Source organism: Nonomuraea sp. NPDC049152 (assembly GCF_040648355.1).
Lineage (GTDB): Bacteria > Actinomycetota > Actinomycetes > Streptosporangiales > Streptosporangiaceae > Nonomuraea.
The window spans coordinates 1-24,370 of the sequence record NZ_JBEZDO010000014.1; the positions used below are offsets into that span (position 1 = coordinate 1).

Annotated in this window: 18 protein-coding genes; 7 read left to right on the forward strand and 11 right to left on the reverse strand. The window is 70.6% G+C overall.

What is annotated here, in order from left to right:
• Together AB0B45_RS24725 and tnpA are read right to left on the reverse strand one after the other, a co-directional pair.
• The coding region (locus AB0B45_RS24725; RefSeq protein WP_358134543.1) for a helix-turn-helix domain-containing protein at positions 1-369 on the reverse strand (369 nt) is incomplete at its 3' end.
• The gene (gene tnpA / locus AB0B45_RS24730) at positions 362-790 is read right to left on the reverse strand and encodes an IS200/IS605 family transposase (RefSeq protein ID WP_358134545.1); all 429 of its coding nucleotides are present in this window, start codon (positions 788-790) and stop codon (positions 362-364) included. The genes AB0B45_RS24725 and tnpA, both read right to left, overlap by 8 nt.
• A 538-nt stretch (positions 791-1,328) precedes the next feature.
• On the opposite strand from tnpA, the gene AB0B45_RS24735 reads away from it, so the two are divergent.
• Entirely contained in the window at positions 1,329-2,198 is an 870-nt protein-coding gene (locus tag AB0B45_RS24735; RefSeq protein ID WP_358134548.1) for a CAP domain-containing protein, read from the forward strand.
• A 433-nt stretch (positions 2,199-2,631) separates the two neighbouring features.
• Here the strand turns inward: AB0B45_RS24735 and AB0B45_RS24740 are convergent, their stop codons facing one another.
• Positions 2,632-5,949, reverse strand: a complete 3,318-nt coding sequence (locus tag AB0B45_RS24740; RefSeq protein ID WP_358134549.1) for a BTAD domain-containing putative transcriptional regulator — start codon at positions 5,947-5,949, stop codon at positions 2,632-2,634.
• Between the two features lie 93 nt (positions 5,950-6,042).
• On the opposite strand from AB0B45_RS24740, the gene AB0B45_RS24745 reads away from it, so the two are divergent.
• On the forward strand, positions 6,043-6,174 hold the full coding sequence (locus AB0B45_RS24745) for a hypothetical protein (RefSeq protein ID WP_358134552.1): 132 nt from the start codon (positions 6,043-6,045) through the stop codon (positions 6,172-6,174).
• A gap of 2 nt (positions 6,175-6,176) precedes the next feature.
• Entirely contained in the window at positions 6,177-7,940 is a 1,764-nt protein-coding gene (locus AB0B45_RS24750) for an MFS transporter (RefSeq protein WP_358134555.1), read from the forward strand.
• 63 nt (positions 7,941-8,003) lie between these two features.
• On the opposite strand, the gene ilvC is transcribed toward AB0B45_RS24750, so the two are convergent.
• The 5 genes from ilvC to AB0B45_RS24775 form a co-directional block, all read right to left on the reverse strand.
• Positions 8,004-8,993, reverse strand: coding sequence for a ketol-acid reductoisomerase (gene ilvC, locus AB0B45_RS24755; RefSeq protein ID WP_358135117.1), 990 nt, complete (start codon positions 8,991-8,993; stop codon positions 8,004-8,006).
• A 22-nt stretch (positions 8,994-9,015) separates the two neighbouring features.
• Positions 9,016-9,540 carry an acetolactate synthase small subunit gene (ilvN, locus tag AB0B45_RS24760; RefSeq protein ID WP_358134558.1) on the reverse strand — a complete coding sequence of 175 codons (525 nt, stop codon included), beginning with the start codon at positions 9,538-9,540 and terminating at the stop codon, positions 9,016-9,018.
• Positions 9,533-11,272 carry an acetolactate synthase large subunit gene (locus AB0B45_RS24765; RefSeq protein ID WP_358134560.1) on the reverse strand — a complete coding sequence of 580 codons (1,740 nt, stop codon included), beginning with the start codon at positions 11,270-11,272 and terminating at the stop codon, positions 9,533-9,535. Before AB0B45_RS24765 ends, ilvN begins: the two co-directional genes overlap by 8 nt.
• A 207-nt stretch (positions 11,273-11,479) precedes the next feature.
• Positions 11,480-14,128 (reverse strand): EAL domain-containing protein, encoded by a 2,649-nt coding sequence (locus AB0B45_RS24770; protein WP_358134563.1) that lies wholly within the window; start codon positions 14,126-14,128, stop codon positions 11,480-11,482.
• Positions 14,129-14,382: 254 nt separating this feature from the next.
• Positions 14,383-15,291, reverse strand: coding sequence for a 2-hydroxyacid dehydrogenase (locus tag AB0B45_RS24775; RefSeq protein WP_358134565.1), 909 nt, complete (start codon positions 15,289-15,291; stop codon positions 14,383-14,385).
• A 38-nt stretch (positions 15,292-15,329) separates the two neighbouring features.
• Here AB0B45_RS24775 and AB0B45_RS24780 point away from each other — a divergent pair, with 38 nt between their 5' ends.
• Positions 15,330-16,403: a PQQ-dependent sugar dehydrogenase gene (locus AB0B45_RS24780; protein ID WP_358134568.1), complete on the forward strand. Its 1,074-nt coding sequence runs from the start codon at positions 15,330-15,332 to the stop codon at positions 16,401-16,403.
• Between the two features lie 17 nt (positions 16,404-16,420).
• Here AB0B45_RS24780 and AB0B45_RS24785 read toward each other — a convergent pair whose 3' ends face one another.
• From AB0B45_RS24785 to AB0B45_RS24795, 3 genes are all read right to left on the reverse strand, one after another.
• A complete protein-coding gene (locus AB0B45_RS24785; RefSeq protein ID WP_358134571.1) occupies positions 16,421-18,415 on the reverse strand; it encodes a VanW family protein in 1,995 nt (664 codons plus the stop codon).
• A 75-nt stretch (positions 18,416-18,490) separates the two neighbouring features.
• The gene (locus tag AB0B45_RS24790) at positions 18,491-19,144 is read right to left on the reverse strand and encodes a response regulator (protein WP_358134574.1); all 654 of its coding nucleotides are present in this window, start codon (positions 19,142-19,144) and stop codon (positions 18,491-18,493) included.
• Positions 19,141-20,682 carry a sensor histidine kinase gene (locus AB0B45_RS24795; RefSeq protein ID WP_358134576.1) on the reverse strand — a complete coding sequence of 514 codons (1,542 nt, stop codon included), beginning with the start codon at positions 20,680-20,682 and terminating at the stop codon, positions 19,141-19,143. The genes AB0B45_RS24790 and AB0B45_RS24795 overlap by 4 nt, the downstream gene beginning before the upstream one ends.
• Before the next feature lie 139 nt (positions 20,683-20,821).
• Between AB0B45_RS24795 and AB0B45_RS24800 the strand changes: the two genes are divergently transcribed.
• Genes AB0B45_RS24800 through AB0B45_RS24810 form a run of 3 tightly spaced genes read left to right on the forward strand, consistent with a single transcriptional unit; the run spans position 20,822 to position 23,973 of the window.
• Positions 20,822-21,793: a tripartite tricarboxylate transporter substrate binding protein gene (locus AB0B45_RS24800; RefSeq protein ID WP_358134579.1), complete on the forward strand. Its 972-nt coding sequence runs from the start codon at positions 20,822-20,824 to the stop codon at positions 21,791-21,793.
• The gene (locus AB0B45_RS24805) at positions 21,793-22,455 is read left to right on the forward strand and encodes a tripartite tricarboxylate transporter TctB family protein (RefSeq protein ID WP_358134581.1); all 663 of its coding nucleotides are present in this window, start codon (positions 21,793-21,795) and stop codon (positions 22,453-22,455) included. Before AB0B45_RS24800 ends, AB0B45_RS24805 begins: the two co-directional genes overlap by 1 nt.
• Complete coding sequence (locus tag AB0B45_RS24810; protein ID WP_358134583.1) at positions 22,456-23,973, forward strand: tripartite tricarboxylate transporter permease; 1,518 nt, start codon at positions 22,456-22,458, stop codon at positions 23,971-23,973. It begins immediately after the preceding gene.
• Positions 23,974-24,370 lie beyond the last annotated feature (397 nt).

Sequence of the window (24,370 nt, forward strand, 5' to 3'; positions counted from 1 at the left end):
GCGGGCTCCGTCACCCTCGACCAAAGTGACGGTGTCGAACCATCCCCGGCCCTTGAACCGGGGGTAGCCGGGCCTCTGCCCGGCCTTGACGCGGCGGAAGAACGCCTCGAACGCCCGGTTCAGGCGGCGCAGTGTCTGCTGCTGGGAGGTGAACGACCACCGCCCCTGACCTTCCGGATCAGCGGCTCGGATCTCCTTCAACTGGGCGGACTGCTCGCCGTAGCCGATGCTCACCTTGTGTCGTTTGTAGGCTTCCCGGCGCTCTTCGAGAGCGGCGTTGTAGAGCGCCCGATGATCGTCCAGCATCGCTGTCAGTGAGATTTCCTGATGCCGGGTCGGGCGGAGCACGAATTTGAACGACCTACGCACGATCGGCCCCCGCCTTCTTGGGGACGCGCTCGTGCTGGGTCTGGATGTAGCGCTGGATCGTCGCGGCGGAGACCGCGCCCACGCTGGCCACGAAGTAGGACCGTGACCACAGCGTGGGCAGCCGGGAACGCAGGTGCGGGAACTCGGCGCGCAGCACGTGCGAGGTGTAGCCCTTGAACTGGTTGGCCACATACGACGGCGAGTTCTTCGGATGCGGCTTGACGAACACATGCACGTGGTCGGGCATCACCTCCAAGGCGGTGATCTCCCAGCCGTGCTCTTCGGCCTTGGCGTGGATCAACTCCTCCAGCCGGTCCTTGACCCGCCCGACCAGAACACGGCGGCGGTACTTGGGGCACCACACCACGTGGTAGCCCAAGTCGTAGGCCGCAGCTGGGGAGGTGCGTACCTGACGAACCACACGATCATTATATGAGCGCTGTTCCTATAACTCGAGTGAATGCGTGACAATCGCCCTGGCCTGCGAGTCAGGGCACACTCAGGCCCGGACGGAGGCTCGCACGAATCGAAGGCAACCCACCCCAGGACGAAGCTCGTGCGAATCGATGGAGACCCCCGTCAGCGACGGAGAACCCGGGAGCGCGATCGGCGCAAACCGACAGAGAACCATCCGGAGATCGCGTCTGACCTGCCGCGACCGATGGAGATCCACCCATGGCGGCGCGGCCGGGCGAGATCTTGGAAACGTCCACCCCAAACCGGATCAAGAACCACCGGTACGGGTGGAACGGGATGGGGTTGGGATGCGTCGGATGAAACAGAGATCAAAGAGGCAGAGACGCGCAGGTAGGGCACATGGTTTACCCGCGACCAGCGAGATCTTTGTTACGAAAGGGACACATGGAGCCCCAGATTTTCGTGGTTTTTTCGTGACATTTCGGTTCTGCGCACACCAGAATGCCTCTTCGACCCAGTCTCTAACCCCCACGGAGGACAACGTGCGCAGACAGCTCCAGGCACTCGCCTGCCTCGGAAGTCTGGCGGCATTGAGCACTCCGGTCACCGCCGCACACGCGGAGACCCAGCCGAACTCCTGCCGCGTTGTCGCGGCTAAGCCATACCTCGACACCAACGGCGTCGTCAGGGGCGGCGCCGCCCGGACGGGCTGCGACGACCAGGCGCGGTTGCGCGTTCGCATCGTCGAGGTGCGTCCGGGGCCCGACCGGCTGGTCAAGAGCGGTTCGCAGCTCGTCACCAACGGCCGTGTCGTGGCCGGTGTCCGCTGCAGCGACGTGCCCCGCCGCCTCTACGTGACCGCCACCGACTACCGCGGCAACGCGCATCGCTCCGGCGTGGCCGCGCTGTCCTGCGACAGCACCCCCACCCCCACGCCCACGCCCACGCCCACCGCCACGCCCACCCCGTCCCCGACGACGACCAGCACCGCCACGCCGACGGCCACGCCGACGAGCACCCCCACCGGTGGCGGCTCGACCGTCGAGGACGAGGTCGTCAAGCTGACCAACGCCGAGCGCGCCTCCGGCGGCTGCAAGCCGCTCACCCACGACCCGCAGCTGCGCGCCGCGGCCGAGGGCCACTCGGCTGACATGGCGGCCAAGGGCTACTTCGACCACACCTCCCCCGACGGCCGCAACCCCGGCGACCGCATCAAGGCCTCGGGCTTCTCGCCCGTCAGCGCCTGGGGCGAGAACATCGCCAAGGGCCAGCGCACCGCCGCCGACGTGGTTCGGGGCTGGATGAACAGCCCCGGGCACCGTGCGAACATCATGAACTGCAACTACACCCACATCGGCGTCGGCCACGACTCGAAGGGCCCGCACTGGACCCAGGTCTTCGCCCGCCACTAACGCCACTCCCCTGCGTCGGGTAACCCACCACCCACCCGACGCCAGCGGGCCCGCCGCGCCTCCCCCTCCGCACGTGGGAGCCGCAGGCGGGCCCGCACCTTTTCCCTGGGTACGGCTTCCGCCATCCCGCCGACGCCACTCCCCCAGCCACCCCCAACCTCCGTGCCCGAGCGGAAGACAGAACGCGGCCAGATCACTGTGTTCCAACGCAGACCGCCTGGACCGCACGCCGCAGACGGAACGCGGCCAGACCACGTCTCCCAACGAAGAACGGCCAGACCACGCGCCACAGACGGGACGCAGTCGGACCACCGTCTTCCCGAGGAGACCGCCGGGAATGCGAGCGCGACAATTCACAACCCCCACCCACTGGATCTGCCCTGGGCCGCCGCCTCACAACCCGGCCTGCTGAACACAGAGTGGGCGCGATGCCTCACATCGTGACCGGATCCCGGGCGCCCGCCCTGAACTCGGCCATGAAGAGCTCCTCGTCGAGCGCCTCCACGGACCGAACCGTGATCCGGTCGACGTCTTTCCGCTCGGCCATCGGCAGCGGCCTGCCCACCGCCTCCCGCGCCGCCGCGGCCGCCCCGAGCAGCCTGGCCGCTCGCCGGTGGTCGCCCGCCAGCGACGCCGCCCCCGCCATCCCCTCCAGCGCCAGCGCGATCGCCCGGGGGTCGGAGGTGGCGCGGGCGTGGGCGTGGCTCTCGCGGTGGAGAGACATGGCCAGCTCGGCATCGCCCCGCAACTCGGCGATGAACCCCAGCTCGGCCAGCAGCAGTGCCGCTCCCGGCTCCCCCTCCGCCTTCATGATCCAGTCGAGCCAGGTGCGCAGGTGATTCTCCGCGGTGTCGAGCCTGCCCTGCCGCCTCGCGCTGAGCGCGAGCCCGATCTCGGCGAACTGCTGGGCATAAGGGTGCGCCTGCGCCGCCGCCAGCCGCCTGGCCCGTTCGTGCAGGTCGTCGGCCCTGGCGTAGTCACCCTTGAGCAGCGCGATACGGCCCAGCCCCGACATGCACCTGGAGACCTCGAACCACAGCTCCAGTTCCTCGGCCATCGCCAGCCCCTGGGAGTGAAGCGTCGCGGCCCTGTCGTAGTCGCCGTCGATCTCCGCGAGCATCGCCAGCGGCTCGACCGCCTGCAGCACGCCCCAGTGGTCGCCGAGCTCCTCGAACAGCGCCGCGCTCCGCTTGCCGTCACGTTCGGCGGCGGCAAATTCGCCCCTGATCATGGCATGGACGGAGCGGGCGGCCAGCGCGGCCGCCGTGCCCCACCGGTCGCCGATCGTCTCGAACGTCGCAAGCGAGCTGCCGACCAGCTTCTCGCTGCCGCCCAGGTCGCCATGGCCCCACGTGGTGAACCCGAGGAACCACTGCGCCCTGGCGAGGGCTTCCGGGTCTCCCGCCGCCTCGAGTACGGCGAGCGCGCACTCCGCTCGCTCGCCGACTTCGACGGCGATGCCCAGCCGCATCGTCAGCCCCATCTCCCAGATCTCGGCCTGCGCCCTGAGCGCCTCGTGTCCCTCGATCAGGACCGCCTGCCCGTCGCCCTGGACCGACGAACCGTGAACCAACGAGCCAGGGACCGAGGACCCGCGAGCCAACGAGCCAGGGACCAGCGAGCCCGGGACCGACGAACCCTGGAGCAACGAGCCCGCGGCCGACCCGCCGTGGGCAGGCCGCGTCTCACCCCGCACCGACAGCGCCAGCGCCAGGGCTCTGCGGCCCTCGTCGAAGCGGCAGCGCAGCAGGAAGTACCTGGCCATGGCGTTGGCCAGCCGCAGCGCGATCTCCGCGGCCCCCTGGCCGGCCGCGGTGTCGAGCGCGGTGCGGAGGTTGGCGCTCTCGGTGTCGAGCGTCGCCAGCCAGCGCGACTGCCCCTCCACCCGCTGATCGCTCCCCTCCGCGAGGGCGAGGTAGTGGCGGGCGTGGCGACGCCGTACGCAATCGAGCTCGGCCTCCTCCTCCATCCGCTCCAGGCAGTAGGCGGCCACGGACTCCAGCAGGCGGTAGCGGGTGCCCTGAGGTCCCGTCACGGTGACGACCAGGGAGCGGTCGACGAGCCTGGCCAGCAGGTCGAGCACGTCGGCGGGACGCACGCCCTCTCCCGAGCACACCGCCTCGGCCGCCTCCAGCGTGCAACCGTCGGCGTGGACGGCCAGGCGGCGCAGCACGACCCGCTCGGCCCCCGTGAGCAGCTCCCAGCTCCAGTCGATCATCGCGCGCAGTGTCTGTTGCCTGGCGGGCGCGTCGCGCCTGCCGGCGCCGAGCAGGCGGAACCTGTCGTCGAGCCGTTCGGCGAGTTTGGCGGGGTTGAGCACCCGCATGCGCGAGGCGGCCAGCTCCAGCGCCAGCGGCAGCCCGTCGAGTCGGCGGCAGATGGCCGCGACCGCCTCCGCGTTGTGCTCGTCGAGGGCGAACCCAGGCGCGGCGGCGGCCGCCCGCGCCGCGAACAGCCGCACGGCGCTGGAGGCGGCGGGGTCGCCCGCGCCCGAGGGCAGGTCGAGCGGCTGCACGGCCCACAGCCGTTCGCCGTCGATGGCCAGCGCCTCCTGGCTGGTCGCGAGGACGCGGAGCGAGGGCGCGGACCTCAGCAACGTCTCGGCGACGGCGGCGACCTGGTCGATGACGTGCTCGCAGTTGTCGAGCACGAGCAGGGCGCGTTTGGCGCGGAGCACGTCGACGAGCCGCTCGGTCGCGTCGGCGCCTCGCTTGCCCGCCGCCCTGTCGTCGCGGACGCCCATCACCGCGGCGATGGCGTCGACGACGCTGACGGTGGAGGGGCGGGCGCCCAGTTCGACCAGCCAGACCCCGTCGGGATGCGCCTGTTCGAGCTGCGCCGCGACCTCCAGCGCGAGCCGCGTCTTGCCGACCCCTCCAGGGCCGCTGAGCGTGACGAGCCTGTGGGAGGCGACCAGCGAGCGCACCTCGGCCGTCGCGCTCTCCCTGCCGATCAGGCCGGTCATGGGCACGGGCAGGTTGGTGCGCGTGGCGGGCGCGGGGTCGAGCGCGGGATCCTGCACGAGGATCGACTGGTGGAGCGCCACCAGCTCGGGCCCGGGATCGAGGCCAAGCTCCTCGGCCAGCAGGGCGCGCATGCGGGCATAGCTGTCGAGCGCCTCGCTCTGCCTGCCCGCGCGGTAGAGGGCGCGCAGCTGGACGGCCCGCAGCCGCTCGCGGAGCGGATGCCCGGCCACCAGGTCGGCGAGCTCGGCCGCGAGCTGGGCGTGTTCGCCGAGCACCAGCCTCGCCTCTGCCTGCTCCTCGATCGCCACCATGCGCTGCTCGGCCAGGCGGGCACGTGCCGGCCCGACGAACTCCTCGTCGGCCACGTCGGCGAACGGCTCTCCCCGCCACAACGCCAGCGCGTCGGCCAGCAGCGTGACCTTGGCGGCCGGGTCGTCGCTCGCCAGGGCCTGCCCGGTGAGCGCCTCGAACCGGTCGGCGTCGAGCGCGCCGGGGTCCACCCGCAGCACGTAGCCCGCCGGGGTGAAGGTCAGCCGTTGCCTGCCGTCCGGCTCCGCCTCTTCCAGCACCCTGCGCAGCTGGGACACCTTGACCCGCAGCGCCGCCGCCGGTTTGCCCGGCGGGCTGCCGCCCCACAGGTCCTCGATCAGGCGGTCGGCGGAGACCGGCCGCCCTGCGTGCGCGAGCAGGTCGGCCAGCAGGGCGCGGACCTTCGCCTCAGGTATGCGGACAGAACGCCCCTCCGTCGACCAGACGGCCAGCGGGCCGAGCACCCCGAATCGCATGTCGCTCAAGCTAACAAAGGCCACCGACGATTTCGGAGCGGCTACGGGATCGCCATAAGCCATCCATAACCACTCTTCTCCAGGCTGATCACCATGAATCAGAGCAAGAGGGCTGTGGTCACCGGCGGCATCCACCGCAGCGGCCTCGCCGTGGTGAAGGCTCTCCTGTCGGAAGGCGCCGAGGTGGTGCTCACCGGCGCCGACGAGAAGAACGTCATGGCCTGACCATGACCAGCAGCCGTTGGAAGGCACTGCCCATCCTGCTCGTCGCCGCGTTCGTCACCACGCTCGACTTCTTCATCGCCAACGTCGCGCTCCCCGCCATCCGCGCCGACCTCGGCGCGGGCGAGTCCGCGACCCAGTTGGTGATCGCGGGGTACGGCCTGGCCTACGCGGCCGGTGTGATCATCGCGGGACGGCTCGGCGACCTCCACGGGCCCCGCCGGGTCTTCCTCGCGGGCCTCGCCCTGTTCACGCTGGCCTCAGCCGCGTGCGGGGCGGCGCCTGGCCCCGCGTTCCTGGTGTCGGCGCGGATCCTGCAGGGCTGCGCGGCGGCGCTGATGGCGCCGCAGGTGCTGACGCTGATGAGAGCCCTCTACCAGGGCGCCGACGGGGCGAAGGCCTTCGGCTGGTACGGCACGGCGGTCGGCCTCGCGGGCGTCGGCGGCCAGGTCATCGGCGGCACGCTGGTCGCGACGGACCTGGCCGGGCTGGGATGGCGGACCTGCTTCCTGGTCAACGTCCCGATCGGCCTCCTCGCCCTAGCCTCCGCCCGACGCCTGCTCCCCAACCCGTTCACCACAGCTCCCGGAAGCCCCGCGCCCGTCACGAACGTCCCCGAACCGGTCACCGCCACCTCAAAACCCCCGGAACTCGCCAACCCCAGACCGACGCGCCACGGGCCAGCCCACCCCAGACCTGCGCACGTCAGCCCGACGCACCCCGAACCCACACACCCCCAACGCAAGCACCCCGAACCCATGCACCCCGAACCCACGCATCCCGGGCCGACGCACACCGGGCCGTCGGGCCGGAGGCTCGACCTCGTGGGAGCGGCCATGGTGGCCACGGGCCTGGTGGCGATCGTCTTCCCGCTTGCCCACGGCCGAGAAGCCGGATGGCCCGCCTGGTCATGGGCCTGCCTGGCCGCCTCGTTCCCGCTCATGGCCGCGTTCGTCGCCAGGCAGAAGCGCCTCGACGACCCCCTGCTCGACCTGGCCGTGTTCAGGAACCGCGGGTTCGTGCTCGGGCTGGCCGCCGTAGCGCTCCTGTTCGGCACCTCGTCGGGTCTGTCGTTCCTGCTCGCCCTTTACCTGCAGGACGGCAGGGGACTGAGCCCGATGGCCTCCGGCGCGGTGTTCACAGCGGTCAACGCCGGATTCTTCGCCGCCTCGCTCTGCGCCGGCCGCGGCACGAGCACCAACCGCGACACGGGCTCCAAGCGCGGCACACCGGTCCGGCCGGGCGGACGGCTCCCCGTGGCGGGTGCCCTCAGCCTCGCGGCGGGACTGCTGTGGAACTTCCAGGCGGTCGGCGGCCCGGCGGGCGCGCTGCTCCCCGGGCTCTTCATGGCGGGAGCAGGGATGGGCCTGGTGATGTCGCCGCTGCTGTCGATGGTCCTGGCCTCGGTACGGCAGGCGCACGCGGGCGCGGCGGCCGGTGTGCTGGGAACCGTGCAGGAGGTCGGCGGCGTTCTCGGCGTCACGGTGGTCGGCCTGGTGTTCTTCGGCGCGCTCGACGCCACCGGCTGGACGGACGCGGCCAGGGCAGGGCTCGCGGTACTGGTCGTGCTGGCGCTGGGATCCTCGGTGCTGATCTGGCGGCTGGTGGAGACGGGGGCCGCGGTCCGTGACGGCGAGCGGCCCCGCGCTCCCGAGGAGCGTCCCTTGGACAGAGGGCTGTCAGTGACCGCGGAGGCGCCAGGGCCCGCTTGCCGTACAGACGGGAGGAGGGAGAGCGGCGCGGACCTCGTCGGCGCCGCCCACCGGTGACCGGACGCCCTGGGAAGGGACGCCCGGATTCCGGGCGCCCTGAATGGGGCGCCCGGGTGGGGATCAGCCCTCGGCCTTGAGCCAGCTCATCATCGGCCGCAGCTTGGCGCCGGTCTTCTCGATCGGGTGCTCGGCCAGCTCCTCGCGGTAGCGCGTGAACTCCTTCTGCCCGCCCTCGAACTCCTCGACCAGCTGGCGCGCGAAGGTGCCGTCCTGGATCTCGGCCAGGATGCGCTTCATCTCCTTCTTGGTCTCCTCGGTGACCACGCGCGGGCCGCGGGTGTAGCCGCCGTACTCGGCGGTGTCGGACACCGACCAGTACATCTTGGAGATGCCGCCCTCGTACATGAGGTCGACGATCAGCTTCATCTCGTGGAGGCACTCGAAGTAGGCGACCTCGGGCTGGTAGCCGGCCTCGATCAGCGTCTCGAAGCCCGCCTTGATCAGCTCGGACACGCCACCGCAGAGGACGGCCTGCTCGCCGAACAGGTCGGTCTCGGTCTCCTCGGTGAAGGTCGTCTTGAGGGCGCCCGCGCGGGTGCCGCCGATGCCCTTGGCGTAGGACAGGGCCAGGTCGAAGGCCTTGCCGGAGGCGTCCTTCTCCACCGCGACGAGGCACGGCACACCGCGGCCCGCCTGGTACTGGCGGCGGACGAGGTGGCCGGGACCCTTCGGGGCGACCATGGCGACGTCGACGCCCTCGGGCGCCTCGATGAGGCCGTAGCGGATGTTGAGGCCGTGGCCGAAGAAGAGCGCGTCGCCCTCCTGCAGGTTCGGCTTGATGTCGTTCTCGTAGATGCCGCGCTGGAGGTGGTCGGGCGCGAGGATCATGATGAGGTCGGCCTCGGCGGCCGCCTCGGCGGGGGTGACCACGCGCAGGCCCTCGGCCGCGGCCAGGTCCCTGCTCTTGGAGGTCTCGGGCAGACCCACGCGGACGTCCACACCGGAGTCGCGCAGGGAGAGGGCGTGGGCGTGGCCCTGGCTGCCGTATCCGATGACGGCCACGACCCGCCCCTGGATGATCGACAGGTCGGCCTGGTCGTCATAGAAGATCTCGGTCACGTGCATATACCTTTCAGGCGGTACGGTCCAGTGCCCTGAGGGACCGGTCGGTGATGGAGCGGGCGCCGCGGCCGATGGCCACCATGCCCGATTGGACGAGTTCCTTGATGCCGAACGGCTCCAGCACCTTGATGAAGGCCTCGAGCTTGTCCGGGGTGCCGGTGACCTCGATGGTCACCGCGTCGGACGCGACGTCGACGCAGCGGGCCCTGAACAGCTGGACCAGTTCGAGGACGTGCGACCTGGTCTCGGCGTCGGCCTTCACCTTGATCAGCATGAGCTCGCGCTGCACCGACTGGGAGTTGTCGAGCTCGACGATCTTGAGGATGTTCACGAGCTTGTTGAGCTGCTTGGTGACCTGCTCCAGCGGGAGCTCCTCGACGCTGACCACGATCGTCATGCGGGAGATGTCGGAGTGCTCGGTCGGCCCGACAGCCAGGGAGTCGATGTTGAAGCCGCGCCTGCTGAACAGGGAGGACACACGGGCCAGGACGCCCGGCTTGTTCTCCACGAGCACGGACAGGGTGTGCCTACTCATCTTCGTTCTCCCACGTCGGCGCCATGTCCCGCGCGATCTTGATGTCGTCGTTGCTCGTGCCGGCGGCGACCATCGGCCACACCATGGCGTCCTGGTGGACCACGAAGTCGACGACCACAGGGCGGTCGTTGATCTCCATGGCCTCCTTGATGACGGCGTCGACGTCTTCGGGCCGCTCGCAACGCAGGCCCACACAACCATAGGCCTCGGCCAGCTTGACGAAGTCGGGGATCCGGAGTTTCGCCTGCAGGTCGGTGTTGGAGTAGCGCTGGTCGTAGAAGAGCGTCTGCCACTGCCTGACCATGCCGAGGTTACCGTTGTTGATGACCGCGATCTTGACGGGCACGCCCTCGATCGCGCAGGTCGCCAGCTCCTGGTTGGTCATCTGGAAGCAGCCGTCGCCGTCGATCGCCCAGACGGTCGCGCCTGGCTGTCCCATCTTCGCGCCCATCGCGGCGGGGACGGCGAAGCCCATCGTGCCGAGGCCGCCCGAGTTGATGAACCTGCCGGGGTTCTCGTAGTCGATGAACTGCGCGGCCCACATCTGGTGCTGTCCGACGCCGGCGACGAAGTAGGTCTCGGGGCCGGAGATCGCGCTCAGCCGCTCCATGACGTACTGCGGAGCCAGCGAGCCGTCGGCGAACTCCTCGTAGCCGAGCGGGTAGGTCTCCTTGTAGCCGTTGAGCGTCTTCCACCACTCGGTGTAGTCGCCCTTGCGGGCCTCCGCCTCGACGGCCCCGATCATCTCGGTGATGACCTCGCGGCAGTCGCCGACGATCGGCACGTCCGCGTGACGGTTCTTGGAGATCTCCGCGGGGTCGATGTCGGCGTGGACGATCTTCGCGTGCGGGGCGAAGGTGGACAGCTGTCCCGTGACGCGGTCGTCGAACCGCACGCCCAGTCCGATGATCAGGTCGGACTGCTGGAGCGCGCCGACGGCCGAGACGCTGCCGTGCATTCCGGGCATGCCCATGTGCTGCGGGTGGCTGTCGGGGAAGGTGCCGCGCGCCATCAGCGTGGTGACGACGGGGATGCCGGTCAGCTCGGCCAGCCGCAGGAGCTCGGCCGACGCGCGCGCCTTGTGGACGCCGCCGCCGACGTAGAGGACGGGCCGCCTGGACTCGGCGATGAGCTTGGCCGCCTCGCGGATCTGCTTGGAGTGCGGTCTGGTCACCGGGCGGTAGCCGGGCAGCTGCATGACGGGCGGCCAGACGAAGGCGGTGTCGGCCTGCAGCGCGTCCTTGGAGATGTCGACGAGGACGGGGCCTGGGCGACCCGTGGAGGCGATGTGGAACGCTTCCATGATCGTGCGCGGGATGTCGGCCGCGTCGGTGACCAGGAAGCTGTGCTTGGTGATCGGCATGGTGATGCCGGAGATGTCCGCCTCCTGGAAGGCATCCGTGCCGATCATGCTGCTGGCGACCTGGCCGGTGATGGCCACGATGGGCACCGAGTCCATGTAGGCGTCGGCAATGGGGGTCACCAGGTTCGTGGCGCCGGGACCGCTGGTCGCCATGCACACCCCGACCTTGCCCGTCGCCTGGGCATAGCCCTCTGCCGCGTGGCCGGCGCCCTGCTCGTGCCTTACAAGCACGTGACGGACCTTGGTCGAGTCGTAGAGGGGATCGTAGGCGGGAAGGATGGCGCCGCCAGGGATCCCGAACACGGTGTCGACTCCGACGTGCTCCAGCGCCCTCACAAGGGCCTGTGCACCTGTCATCCGTTCGGTCATCGCTCGTTCCTTGCGTGGCTTTGAGCACTGAGGACATAAAAAATGCCCCGCCCGCACAGTGGGTGCGGGGCTGGGGCGGCGCGCAGGTCGAAGTGCTTCGCTAACGGCCTGCGCGCCGGCGAAGTACTACGAGAATCTCACTGCGAAGCATGAGACACACCATAGCCGTTCCTAGGGCCACTGTGTCAATTTGGTGGAACACGAGTCTCACGATCCGAGACTGGTGAGATTGGTCCGCATGAGCGAGTCGACACCGCGCGCCGCCATCGGCCTGGCCACGAGGTAGCCCTGACCGCGGGTGCAGCCCATCTCCCTCAGCAGCTCCAGCTGCTCGGGCCGCTCGATGCCCTCGGCCACGACGATCAGCCCGAGATCGTGGCCGAGCCTGACGATCGTGCGGGTGAGCAGGGTCAGCGTCTCGTCACGGCCGAGGCCCGAGACGAACGAGGGGTCAATCTTGATCATGTCGACGGGCAGCTGGCGCAGGAACGCGAGCGAGGCGTAACCCGTGCCGAAGTCGTCGATGGCCAGCCGCACGCCGAGGGCGCGCAGCTCCGACAGCCTGCTGATCGTCTCCTCCGCGTCCTCGACCAGCATCTCCTCGATCACCTCGAGGGTGAGCGCGGAGGCGGGCAGGCCGCTCTCCTCCAGCGCCTCCGAGATGGTCTCGACGAAGCGGGGCGCGGTGATCTGCCTGGCCGACAGGTTGAGCGACAGCCCGATGTCCCACGAGGACGCGCGCCACGCGGCCACCTCACGGCAGGCCTCGCGCAGGATCCACTCGCTCAGCGGCACGATCAGCCCGGTGTCCTCGGCGGGGCCGAGGAACTGCTCGGGCGGCACGAACACCGACCCTCGCCACCACCGCACCAGCGCCTCGACCGCGGTCACCCGCGAGGTGGCCAGGTCGACGACCGGCTGGTACTCGATCGCGAACTGCTCTTCCACCAGCGCGCGGTGCAGGTCGGCGGCCAGTTCGAGCCTGCGCACCACGTCGGCGTGCATGTGCGCGGCGAACACCTCGACCCTGCGCCCGCCCAGCTCCTTGGCTCGTGCCATGGCCACGTCGGCGTTGCGGATCAGGTCGCCGGCCGGCACGCCGTCCTCGGCGAAGGCCACGCCCACGCTCGCGGTCAGGGCCACGTCGCGGTCGGCCACCCTGAACGGGTCCTGCGAGACCGCCCGCACCAGCCGCTCGGCCACGTCGACCGCGACCTGCGCCGCCTCGGGGCCCGTCTCCACCAGCACGGCGAACTCGTCGCCGCCCCAGCGCGCCAGCGTGTCGTCGGGCCGTACAGCGCCGCGAAGGCGACGCGCGGCCTGCCCGAGGAGGTAGTCGCCGCTGGCGTGCCCCACCGAGTCGTTGACCGAGGTGAACCCGTCGAGATCGAGGAAGATCACCGCGGTGCGCCCCGCCTGCCTGCCCTCCAGCACCTCGCGGGTGCGCTCCTCGAAGTAGGAGCGGTTGGGCAGGCCCGTGACGCCGTCGTGGAAGGTCAGGTGGGCGACCTGGTTGCGCAGCGCCTCCTCGTCGCTCACGTCGCGGGTGGTGACCAGCAGCAGCTCCTCGCCGTGCACGTGGCGGGTCGCCACGGACTCGGTGGGCCGCCAGGTGCCGTCGGCCGCCCGCACCCTGCAGGCGATCAGGCAGGCGCCGGGCGCCTCCGAGTCCTCCTCCAGGCCCATCTGGCGCAGCGCCAGCTGGATGCCGGGCACGTCTTCCGGGTGGATGTAGTCGAAGATCGACCCGCCGACCAGGTCGTCGGGGTGGTAGCCGTAGGTCACCTCGACGCCCGCGCCCATCTCGCGCACGACGCCCTCGTAGTCGCACAGCAGGACCACGTCGCCGGTGCTCTCGGCCAGCTCACGCAGCTGGCGGTCGCCGAGCACGACGAGGTGGCGCATGCGGGCGGTGGCGGTGATCAGCACGAACACGCGCACGGCCAGGATCACCACCACGGAGGCGGCGATCAGGGCGACGCCCGTGACGGGCGGGCCCTTCAGGTTGAGCAGCATCGCGCCCGCGGCGATCACGACCAGGCACAGCGGCACGGTGGCGATCAGGGTGGCGGCGACCTGGCCCGTGGGCGCCTTCGACTCCTCGTCGGCGACGTCGAGGAGCCTCGACGACCTGCCGCTCCACGGCAGGGCGGCCAGCAGCAGGAAGACGACGGGCGCGAGCAGGAGGGCCCACCTGGGCGGGTCGACGCCGCCGAGCCTGGCGACCGCGCCGGCGAGCTCGCCGATCGTCGCGGCAGCGAGCACGGCGAGGCCCGCGAGGGCGAACGGCCAGAGCGGGGACCGCGCGGTGACGACCACGGGCCCCACGGCGCAGGTCACCAGCAGGCTGACCAGCGCGGGCAACAGCGTGATCATGAAGGTCGAGGAGTCGCCGACGTCGACATAGAGCGGCTTGAGCGCGATCACCCAGCTGATCAGGAAGAGGGCGGCGGCGCACAGGTAGGCGTCGGTCAGCTGTCTCAGCACGACGCGCGCGTGCGTGGGCCGTCCCGCCGCCAGCACGCACCCCCCTGCGAGCAGCACGGTGGCGACGAGGACGAGGAGGTCGGAGAAGTTGACCGCCAGGCTGGAGCCTGCCGCGACGGGGCGCAGCACCACACCGAAGAGCCAGACCACCGCGGCCGAGCCGAGCCATCGCACGGCGGGCCTGTGCTGGGGCGCCATCCGCACCGAGGCGACCAGCAGCGAGACGGCGGCCAGCAGCGCGGCCAGCCCTCCCGCGACCGCGGCGGTCGCCAGGGCAGGCGCGCCCGCGAGGAGGGCGGCGGCCAGGCCCGCCACACCTGTCGCGGCTGCGCCGGCCAGCGGCGCCCGTGGATCACGCCAGCGGATCAATGTCGTTGCCCATCCCGTGTCAAGTCAGCTCACGTGACTGCCGGAGTTCGGCAGTCGCACATCGCCAGTGTGTGCTCTTCCGGGTGTGCGGGGGACGACAACCGGGGAGTCGTCACCGATCTGATAACCATGAGGACCACTTTGCTCCGAAGATCGCCTTGACAACGGGTCATGGATGGCTGTCGCGGAATCATCGATGACGACCACCGTACGCACCGAAGGTCACGAGGCAGACACGTTCGGGAATCCCTTTGTCAGTACGACTCCGTGATCACGTGATTCAGCGGCTCGCCCGCCAGGTATCGCAGCAGCTGAGAGCGGATCAGGCGCAGCGAGCGGCGGGTGGAGGCGGGTGTGCTGCCCGCCACGTGCGGAGTCAGCAGCACTCCTGGCGCGTTCCAGAGCGGGTGCCCCTCGGGCAGCGGCTCGGGGTCCGTCACGTCGAGCGCGGCGCGCAGCCGTCCGGAGACGAGCTCGGCGACCAGCGCGTCGGTGTCGACCACCGCGCCCCTGGCGGCGTTGACCAGCAGCGCCCCGTCCTTCATGCGAGAGAGGAAACCGGCGTCGACCATGCCTGTCGTGGTGGAGGTCGCGGGGACCAGCAGCACCACGACGTCGGCGTCGGGAAGGAGCGTGTCCAGTTCCTCCATGGGGTGGACGCCCTCGCGGGCCGTCCTGGCCACCCTGACCACCTCGACCTCGAACCCCTCGAGCCTGCGTTCGAGCGCCGCGCCAATGGATCCGTAGCCGACGATCAGCACCCGGGCGTCGGCCAGCACGTCGGTGTAGTGGTAGGTCCACTCGCCCCTGCGCTGCGCGTCCACGAAGGCAGGGAAGTCTCTCAGCACCGCGATCATCGCGCCGACCGCCCACTCAGCCGTGCCCGCGTCGTGCACGCCTCGCGCGTTGCACAGCGTCACGCCATGGGGCAGGTGCGGCCGGTACGGCTCCACGCCCGCCGTCACGGTCTGCACCAGCCGGAGCCGCTTCATCCTGGCCATGAGCCCGGGGGTGTCGCGCACGGGGATCAGCGGCGGGATCCACACCTCGACCTCGTCGGCCCCCTCGGGAGCCGGACCACGGCCGTCGAAGACGACGCACTCCACATCGGGCAGATCGGCCAGGACTTCAGCGGCGGCCTCGGACGGCACCCAGATCTTCATACGCGGAACTTTATGGGGAAGAGGCGAGTATGGGGCACATGAGGTCCATCTTCACGATCATGATCGTCGCGACACTGGCCGCGGGGTGCGCCGCGGCGCCCGCCGAGGTCGGCGGCGAGGTGCGCCCCGCCGGTACGGCGACGCCGACGACCACGCCCGGCCAACCCCGCACGATCGCCAAGGGACTGCGGGTGCCGTGGTCGATCGCGTTCCTGGACGGTGGCGACGCGCTGGTCGCCGAGCGCGACCGCGCCCGGCTGCTGCGCGTGACGGCCGCGGGCAGGGTCACCTCGCTGGGCGCGATCAAGGGGGTCCAGCCCGACGGCGAGGGCGGGCTCATGGGCGTGGCGGTGAAGGGCGAGCGGGTCTTCCTGTACTACACCGCGGCCTCCGACAACAGGATCGTCCGCTACCGCCTCACCGGCGGCCGGCTCTCGGACGCCAAAGTGATCGTCAAGGGGATCCCGAAGGGAGCCATCCACAACGGGGGGCGGCTCGCGTTCGGACCCGACGGGTTCCTGTACGCGACCACGGGCGAGACCGGCGACAGGAGGCTGGCCCAGGACCGCGGCTCGCTGGGCGGCAAGATCCTGCGCGTGACCGAGGACGGCGCGCCCGCGCCAGGCAACCCGTTCGGCACCCTGGTCTACAGCTACGGTCACCGCAACGTGCAGGGCCTGGCCTGGGACCCGGCAGGACGGCTGTACGCCTCGGAGTTCGGCTCCAGCTCCCACGACGAGGTCAACCTGATCAAGGCGGGAGGCAACTACGGCTGGCCGGAGGTGGAGGGCGTCGGCTCCGACCCCGGCTTCGTCAACCCGATCGTCACCTGGCGCACCTCGGCGGCCTCCCCTTCGGGCATGGCCTACGCGAAGGGCTCGCTGTGGGTGGGCGCGCTGCAGGGCAAGCGGCTGTGGCAGGTGCCGCTGGGCGAGGACGGCGAGGACGGCGCGGCCGGCACGCCGGTGGCCCGCTTCAAGGGCACGTACGGCAGGCTGCGGGCCGTCACGCCGGCCCCTGACGGGACCCTCTGGGTGGGGACGAGCAACTACGACGGCAGGGGCGACCCCCGTCCCGGCGACGACAGGATCCTCTCGGTCCCGCTGAGCTGAGGCCGGGCCCCTGACCGCTACTCCAGGTCGTCGGTCTGCGGCTTCACGCAGGTGACCTGCGGCGACATGCGGTAGGTGGTGGTCTTCCTCTCCCGCTTGACCTCGGCCCCGTCCTTGGTGATCACCCGCGTCACGTCGATCGTGAACCCGTCGTGCGCCTCCTGCGGCTTGCAGTCGGGGCTGTCGTCCTCCTTCTTCGTGAAGGGGACGTAGTTGCGCTTCGGCGAGGTGATGGACTCGACCTTGTCGTACCGCTTGGTGCTCCAGAGCGAGACCGTGATCGAACGGGCCGTGTAGGAGGTCTTCACCAGCACGCCGTACGGGGAGTCGTTCTTCCACTTCAGGTCCACGGTCGGCCAGAAGACCGTCGCCTCCCGCCCCGGCGGGTACCTGGAGATCCAGTAGATGTGCGCCAGGTGTTCGACGTCCTCGAACCCGCCGAAGTAGGCCGCGTTGTACATCGTGGTGGCGAACTGCGAGACGCCGCCGCCGACGCCGTCCTCCATCTTGCCCGCGACGATCTGCCCCGCGGGGACGTAGCCCTTGGCCGCGGTCCGCTCGCCGACGACGCCGTTAATGGAGAAGGTCTCTCCCGGCTTGACGATGTAGCCGTCAAGGGTCCTGGCCATCAGCTGGATGTTGGTCACGCGCGCCGCGCAGCAGGGGTGCTCGGTCGTGGAGAAGCTGACCTTCTCCTTGATGCCCATCCCGCGCAGCTCGCTGTCGGTCATGCGCGGCGCGACGACCGCCAGCTCCACCGGGATGGTACGGCTGCCGCCCGTCTTCAGCGCCTCGGCCACGTCGGCGGCGAGCTTCTTGTCGTCGACGCCCTTGCCCTTGCGCGCGTGAACGAGCTTGAGCCGGTCGCCCACGACGTCGTAGGTGGCATCGCGCGGCGCCTGGGCGGCGTCGATCAGCTGGCTCTCGATCCCCGCGATCGCCTGACGCGCGTCGAAGCGGGGTTCGAGCCCGCCCTCGCCGTCGGAGACGAAGGTGAGGTTGGCGGCGATGCCGGCGACGGGGATCTGCGCCTGCTTGCCGTCCCTGGTCAGGGTGATCGGCCCGGACAGCGCGTTGGCCGCGGTGGCGGCGGCGGCCTTGACCTCGGCGGGTTTGGTCGTGGGCTCGTCGGTCTTGACGGGCAGGGTCACGCTCCCGTGCGAGCCGAGGAAGGCCTCGCCGATCAGCTTGACCGCGGCCGCCTGGTCGAGGACGCGCCCTTCGCGCGGGGTGACGGTGACGGGCTGGAGTCCCTTGAAGGCGACCTTGCCCTCTCTCGCCTTCTGGTCGTACTTGGCGGCCAGCGCCTCGACCGTCCTGGCGAGCTGGGCGGACTCGATGGTCACCTTCGGCTCGATCTCCGTGGTGCCGGTCAGCGCCCGCCACACCTCGATGGGGCTGGGGAAGCCGCTCGGCGCCTGCTCGATCGTGCCGACGACGTTGAGCTCGACGCCCGCCTCGTCGGACTCGATGGTCTCCTTGCGGCCGTTCACCTCGACCTTGAGCGGCTGATCGATCTTGGGCGCCAGCTCGTCGCGGAGCTTGTCGGCGGCCTCGGTGACGGTCAGCCCGCCGATGTCGACGCCGTCGACCTTGGTGCCAGGCAGCACCGAATCCGACATGATCACCGCGGGGACCAGGTATGCCAGGGCCACCAGCACCGCGACCACGATGGCGATCGCGGGCAGCAGGCGGCCGCGCCTGGGCGGAGGCGGCGGCGGAGGCTCGGAGAAGGACTGGCGTTCCTGCAGGCCGAAGACGGGCGGTGGCGGAGGTGCAGGCTCGTAGTCCTGCCCTCCGGCCATCGGCCACGGCTGCGGCGGCGGCGCGACGGGAGGTAGCGCGGTGGGCCCGACGGGCCGTGGGTCCTGGCGGCCGGTGGAGCCGTAGATGTCGGGCGAGACGCCTGGAGGCAGCCCGCCGACGCGCGGCTTCCTGCCGCCGCCCGGCGGAGGAGTCGGCACCGAGGCGAACGGGTCGGTCGGTGGGTCGATCGGTCGGGCGTTCGCCACGCCTCAATCTCCTCCCAATCCGCTGCCTTTCCTCAGGAAACACTAAGGCACCGGTGATGCGATATGTACCTTGAATCAGGACATCCAGCGGTAGCGGTGCTCCGGTCGGCCCGTCGTGCCGTACCTGGGGCGTAGCTCCGCCTTGCCCGCGGCACAGAGGTATTCCAGGTAGCGGCGGGCGCTGACTCTGGACAACCCGGTCAGCGTGGCGGCCTCGCTGGCCGAAAGATCGCCCCCGGCCTCGCGCAACGTGTCGGCGACGAGTGCGCACGTCGCCGAGGACAGGCCCTTGGGCAGGGGCGCCCTCGTGACGCCGAACAGGCGGTCGATGTCGTCCTGCCGTACCTCGGGGCCGATGGTGGTGAACTGCTTGCGCGTGTCGGCGTACTGTGCGAGCCGCTCGGCCAGCGCGGCCGAGGTGAAGGGCTTGATCAGGTAGCTGATCGCGCCGCCGCACATGGCCGCTCTGACGGTCGGCAGGTCGCGGGCCGCGCTGATCATGAGGACGTCGACGCCGCTCAGCCTGTTCAGCACCTCCAGGCCCGACATGTCGGGCAGGTAGATGTCGAGCAGAACCAGGTCGGGATGGTGCTCGGCCACCGCGTCCAGCGCCTCGGCGCCGGTGTGGGCGCTGCCGACGACCTCGAAGCCCTGCAGCTTCGCCACGTAACCGCTGTGGATGCGGGCCACCATGAAGTCGTCGTCGACGACGAGCACCCTGACGGTCATGGCAGCAGCGCCGTGAACACGGCGCCTCCCGAGTTGTGGACACGCACCCAGCCGCCCCTGCGCAGGCACGCCTGCCTGGTCAGGGCGAGGCCGAGCCCGCGCGGCCCAGAGTGCGCGGCCTTGGTGGTGAATCCTTCCCTGAAGACCTCTTCGACCAGGTCGGGGGTGATGCCGGGACCGGAGTCGCCGACCCGCACGCGCAGTCCCTCCCGTGTGGCCACGACGGAGACCTCGATCGTGCCGGGCGCGCCGTCGAGCGCGTCGAGCGCGTTGGCCACCAGGTTGCCGACGACGAGCACGGCGTCCTGCGGGTCGTCGATCGCGTCCTGCGGCACGCAGGTGTCGTCGGCCAGCACGAGCGTCGCGCCGCGCTCGGCCGCCTCCGCCGACTTGGCCAGCAGCAGCGCGGCCAGCGTGGGGTCGGCGACGCGCTCGCGGATGCCCGTCGCGTAGGTGCTGCGCGTGGTCCTGGTGATGAAGCTGATCGCCGCGTCGTGCTCGCCCAGCTCCAGCAGGCCGACGACCGTGTGCATGCGGTTGGCGAACTCGTGGGCCTGCGCCCTCAGCGCCTCCGTCGTGGAGCTGGCCGAGTCGAGCTCGCGGGCCAGCCGTACGAGCTCGGTCCTGTCGCGCAGGGTGATCACCCAGCCGCGCTGCCGGCCTCGCACGGACACGGGGGTGCGGTTGAGCACCAGCACGCGCTCGCCGTGCAGCACGATCTTGTCCTCGCCCGGGTCGGCGCCGCCGAGCACGTCGCGCATGCGCTCGGAGACCGGCATGTCGGTCAGGTCGCCGCCCACCTCGCCGAGCAGCTCGCGGGCGGCGTCGTTGACCAGCGTCACCCCGCCCTTCATGTCGAGCGCGAGCACGCCTTCCTTCACGCCGTGCAGCACGCCCTCTCGCTGCTCCAGGAGCTTGGCGATCTCGCCGGGTTCGAGGCCGAAGATCTGCCTGCGGACCCTGCGGGCGAGGAGCGCGGCCGCGACCGATCCCGCCACCAGCACGGCCAGCGCCGTCCACAGCAGCGGCGCGAGTACGGCGGCGACCTGCGCGTCCACCTTCTCCACGAGCACCCCGACCGAGGTGAGCCCGATGATCGTGCCGTACTCGTCGAGGATCGGGGCCTTGCCCCGCACCGTCGTGCCGATCGTCCCCGTCTCCACCCCGACCCACTTCTCGCCCGTCCTCAGGACCGTCGAGCCGTCGGTGGACAGCCGCTTGCCGATGAGCGCGGCGTTGGGGTGGGCGTAGCGCTTCTGCTCCCTGTTGGCGATCACGACGTAGTCGGCGCCGGTCTCCAGCTGGACCCCGGCCGCGATCGGCTGCAGGAGCGCGGACGGATCCTGCGCGGCGAAGGCCTCACGCACCTGCGGCATGCCCGCCACCGCTTCGGCGATGGCCAGCGCCCGCTGCTGGTACTGCGAGTCGAGCTGCCTGCGGGTGTGCTGAGCCCACACGACGGCCGTGCCGCTGACGGCGAGCACGACGATCACCATCTGCAGCACGAAGAGTTGCGTGCCGAGTCTCACAGGGCCCATGGAAGCACCCGCAGGTCACACGAGGGTCGCGACCAATATGACCTTTACGACGGCAAACGCGTAAAGGCTGGACTGGAGGGGATGTCCGTTTCACCATCCAGTATTCGAGATTGTGACACCCCCCCTCCTTGGAGTGATCATGCGACTCCGCATACTCGCCACCATCGCCGCCCTCTCCGTCGCGGCACTGACCGGCTGCGGCCAGCAGGGCGCGGGCGGCGGCGGCACCGGCTCGCTGCGCATCATGGCGCCCGCCGCCGTCGGCGGCGGATGGGACCAGACCTCCCGTACGGCGGAGCAGGCGCTCAAGTCCGTCGACCCTCAGCGCAAGATCGAGGTCTTCAACGTGCCCGGCGCGGGCGGCACGATCGGCCTGGCCCAGCTCGCGGGCGAGAAGGGCAACGGCAACATGCTCATGACCATGGGCCTGGTCATGGTCGGCGCGATCGAGCAGAACAAGTCCAAGGTCACGCTCGCGGACACGACGCCGATCGCCAAGCTGACCGAGGAGTACGAGATCGTCGTCGTGCCCGCGGACTCGCCGCTGAAGACGCTGGCCGACCTGGTGGCCGCGTGGAAGGCCGACCCCGCGAAGGTGTCCGTCGCGGGCGGCTCGGCGGGCGGTACCGACCACATCCTGGCGGGTCTGATGGCCAAGGCAGGCGGCGTCGACCCCAAGCAGGTCAACTACATCGCCCACTCGGGCGGCGGCGAGGCGCTGAACGCGCTGCTCGGCGGCAAGGTCACGATCGGCGTGTCCGGTGTCGGCGAGTTCGCCGAGCACGTGAAGTCCGGCAAGCTGCGCGCGCTGGCCGTCTCCGCGCCCGACCGCATCGACTCCGTCGACGCGCCGACGCTGAAGGAGGGCGGGCTCGACGTCGAGCTGGCCAACTGGCGCGGGTTCGTCGCGCCCGCCGGGCTGAGCGACGCCGACAAGAAGGCGCTCACCGACCTGGTGACCAAGATGCACGACTCGAAGGCGTGGAAGGACGCGGTGGCCAAGAACGGCTGGATCGACGCCTTCCAGACCGGGCAGCAGTTCGCCGACTACCTGAACGCCGAGCAGGTCCGCGTCAAGGCCGTCATCGCCGAGATGGGGCTCGTCTCCTGATGTCCTCCCCGCACGAGCAGGACGGCGCCACCCCCCGTGGTGCCGTCCCCGCGCTCCCTGACTCGGGTTCGGCCGGCCGTACCGGCCCGCCGAACCCCCCGTCGGGCGACTCCCCCGCCCACCACGCATCCTCCGATGCCACCTCGGCCGGTGACCGGGGAGAGGCGCAGGGCAAGAAGCACGGGTGGTGGCGCCCGGAGATGGGACTGTCCCTCATCGTCCTCGTCCTCGGCGTGCTCGTCATCGTCGGCACCCTCGACGTCTCCGCCGCCAGCTCCGCTCTCGGCCTGGGCCCCAGGTTCTTCCCCATCCTGGTCGGCAGCGCCCTGATCGTCATCGGCGCCTTCTACACCCTCGACGTCGCACGCGGCGGCCGGGGCGACCCCGAGGAGAGCGAGGACATCGACGCCGACGCCCCCGCGGACTGGAAGAGCGTCGGCCTGGTCAGCGGCATCTTCCTGGCCTTCACCGCCGTCCTCACCACCCTCGGCTGGGTCATCTCCGCTTCGCTGCTGTTCTTCGGCCTCTCCGTCGCCCTCGGCGCCGAGAGCAAGGTCAAGGCCGCGATCGTCGCCGTCGTCATCGGTCTGGTCTCCTACCTGGCCTTCGTCAACGGCCTGGGCGTCACCCTGCCGGCCGGCCTGCTCCAGGGGGTGATCTGAGTGGATTCACTCCAGCTCCTCCTGGACGGCTTCGCCACCGCCCTCACGCCGATCAACCTGCTCTACGCGCTCGTCGGCGTCACCCTCGGCACGCTCGTCGGCGTCCTGCCGGGCATCGGCCCGGCCATGACCGTCGCGCTCCTGCTGCCGATCACCTTCACCGTGCCTCCGGCCAGCGCGTTCATCATGTTCGCCGGCATCTACTACGGCGGCATGTACGGCGGGTCCACCACCTCCATCCTGCTCAACACGCCAGGCGAGTCGTCCTCAATGATCACCGCGCTGGAGGGCAACAAGATGGCCAGGCGGGGCAGGGCCGCGCAGGCGCTGGCCACCGCCGCCATCGGCTCGTTCGTCGCGGGCACGATCGCCACGGCCCTGCTGGTCGTCGCCGCCCCCGCGGTGGTCGACTTCGCGATCTCCTTCGGCCCCGAGGACTACTTCGCGCTTGCCGTGCTGGCCTTCACCGCGGTCTCCTCGGTGCTGTCGCGCTCCATGGTTCGCGGCCTGGCCTCCCTCGGACTCGGCCTGGTCATCGGACTGATCGGCATCGACGAGCAGACCGGGCAGGCCCGTCTCACGCTCGGCATCCCCCAGCTGCTCGACGGCATCGACGTGGTGATCGTCGCGGTCGGCCTGTTCGCGCTGGGCGAGGCGCTCTACGTCGCCTCCAGGCTGCGGCACGCCAGCCCCGAGGTGGTGCCCGTGGGCCGCGCGTGGATGGGCCGCTCGGACTGGGGCCGCTCGTGGAAGCCGTGGCTGCGCGGCACCGCGCTCGGCTTCCCGTTCGGCGCGCTGCCCGGCGGCGGCGCGGAGATCCCGACGTTCCTGTCCTACGCCGCGGAGAAGAGGCTCGCCCGCGGCGTGGCCAAGGAGGAGTACGGCAAGGGCGCCATCGAGGGCGTCGCGGGGCCCGAGGCCGCCAACAACGCCTCTGCGGCCGGCACGCTCGTCCCGCTGCTCACCCTCGGCCTGCCCACCTCGGCGACGGCGGCGATCCTGCTGGCCGCCTTCCAGCAGTACGGCCTGCAGCCGGGCCCGCAGCTGTTCGACCACAACCCCGCCCTGGTGTGGGGCATGATCGCCTCGCTGTTCATCGGCAACACGATGCTGCTGGTGCTGAACCTGCCGCTGGCCCCGCTCTGGGCCCGTGTGCTGCGCATCCCGCGTCCCTACCTCTACGCGGGCATCGTGCTGTTCGCGGCGCTGGGCGTCTACGCGCTGAAGTCGTCGGCCGTGGACCTGGTGGTGCTGTTCGTGCTGGGCCTGCTCGGCTATTCCATGCGCCGCTTCGGGCTGCCGATCGCCCCCGCGGTGATCGGCATGATCCTCGGCCCGATGGCGGAGATCCAGCTGCGCAGGGCCCTGGCCATCGGTGCGGGCGACGTGACCGTACTGGTCAAGAGCCCGATCGCGGCCGTCCTGCTGAGCCTGGCCGCGCTCGCCCTCCTGACACCCCTGTTCAGGCGACTGTGGGCGCGACGTCATCCCGACGCGGTCATCGGTAACTCCCGATGAGACCCCGGGCATCAGCCCTGGGGAGGCATCGGGAGCGCGGGAGGGCCGTCAAGGCCCGAGCGGTGCGGCGACCTTTCCTGTTCCGCATCACAGCGACCCCTCTCTTGGTATGGTTCAGGTGTTCGGACGGGCTGGTGATAACCAAGCCGGCCTGTCCGGGCCTACCGCCGGGCTGGCGGGATGTGAAGCCTGTGGAGGCCACGTAGGACCGGTCGCCCACCTTCGGGTGTGTGTGGGCAGTCGCCTGTGAAGCAGGAAGATCCGATCCGTGAGGCTTGGAATCCCCCGGATTCATCCATGGGGAGGATGTCAACACACCTGGGTCGCAGCTGGAGTGACCGGCGGTCTTCCTGGGCATCACCCTGGTGGTTCTCGGGATGCGAACGTCGAGGCCCCG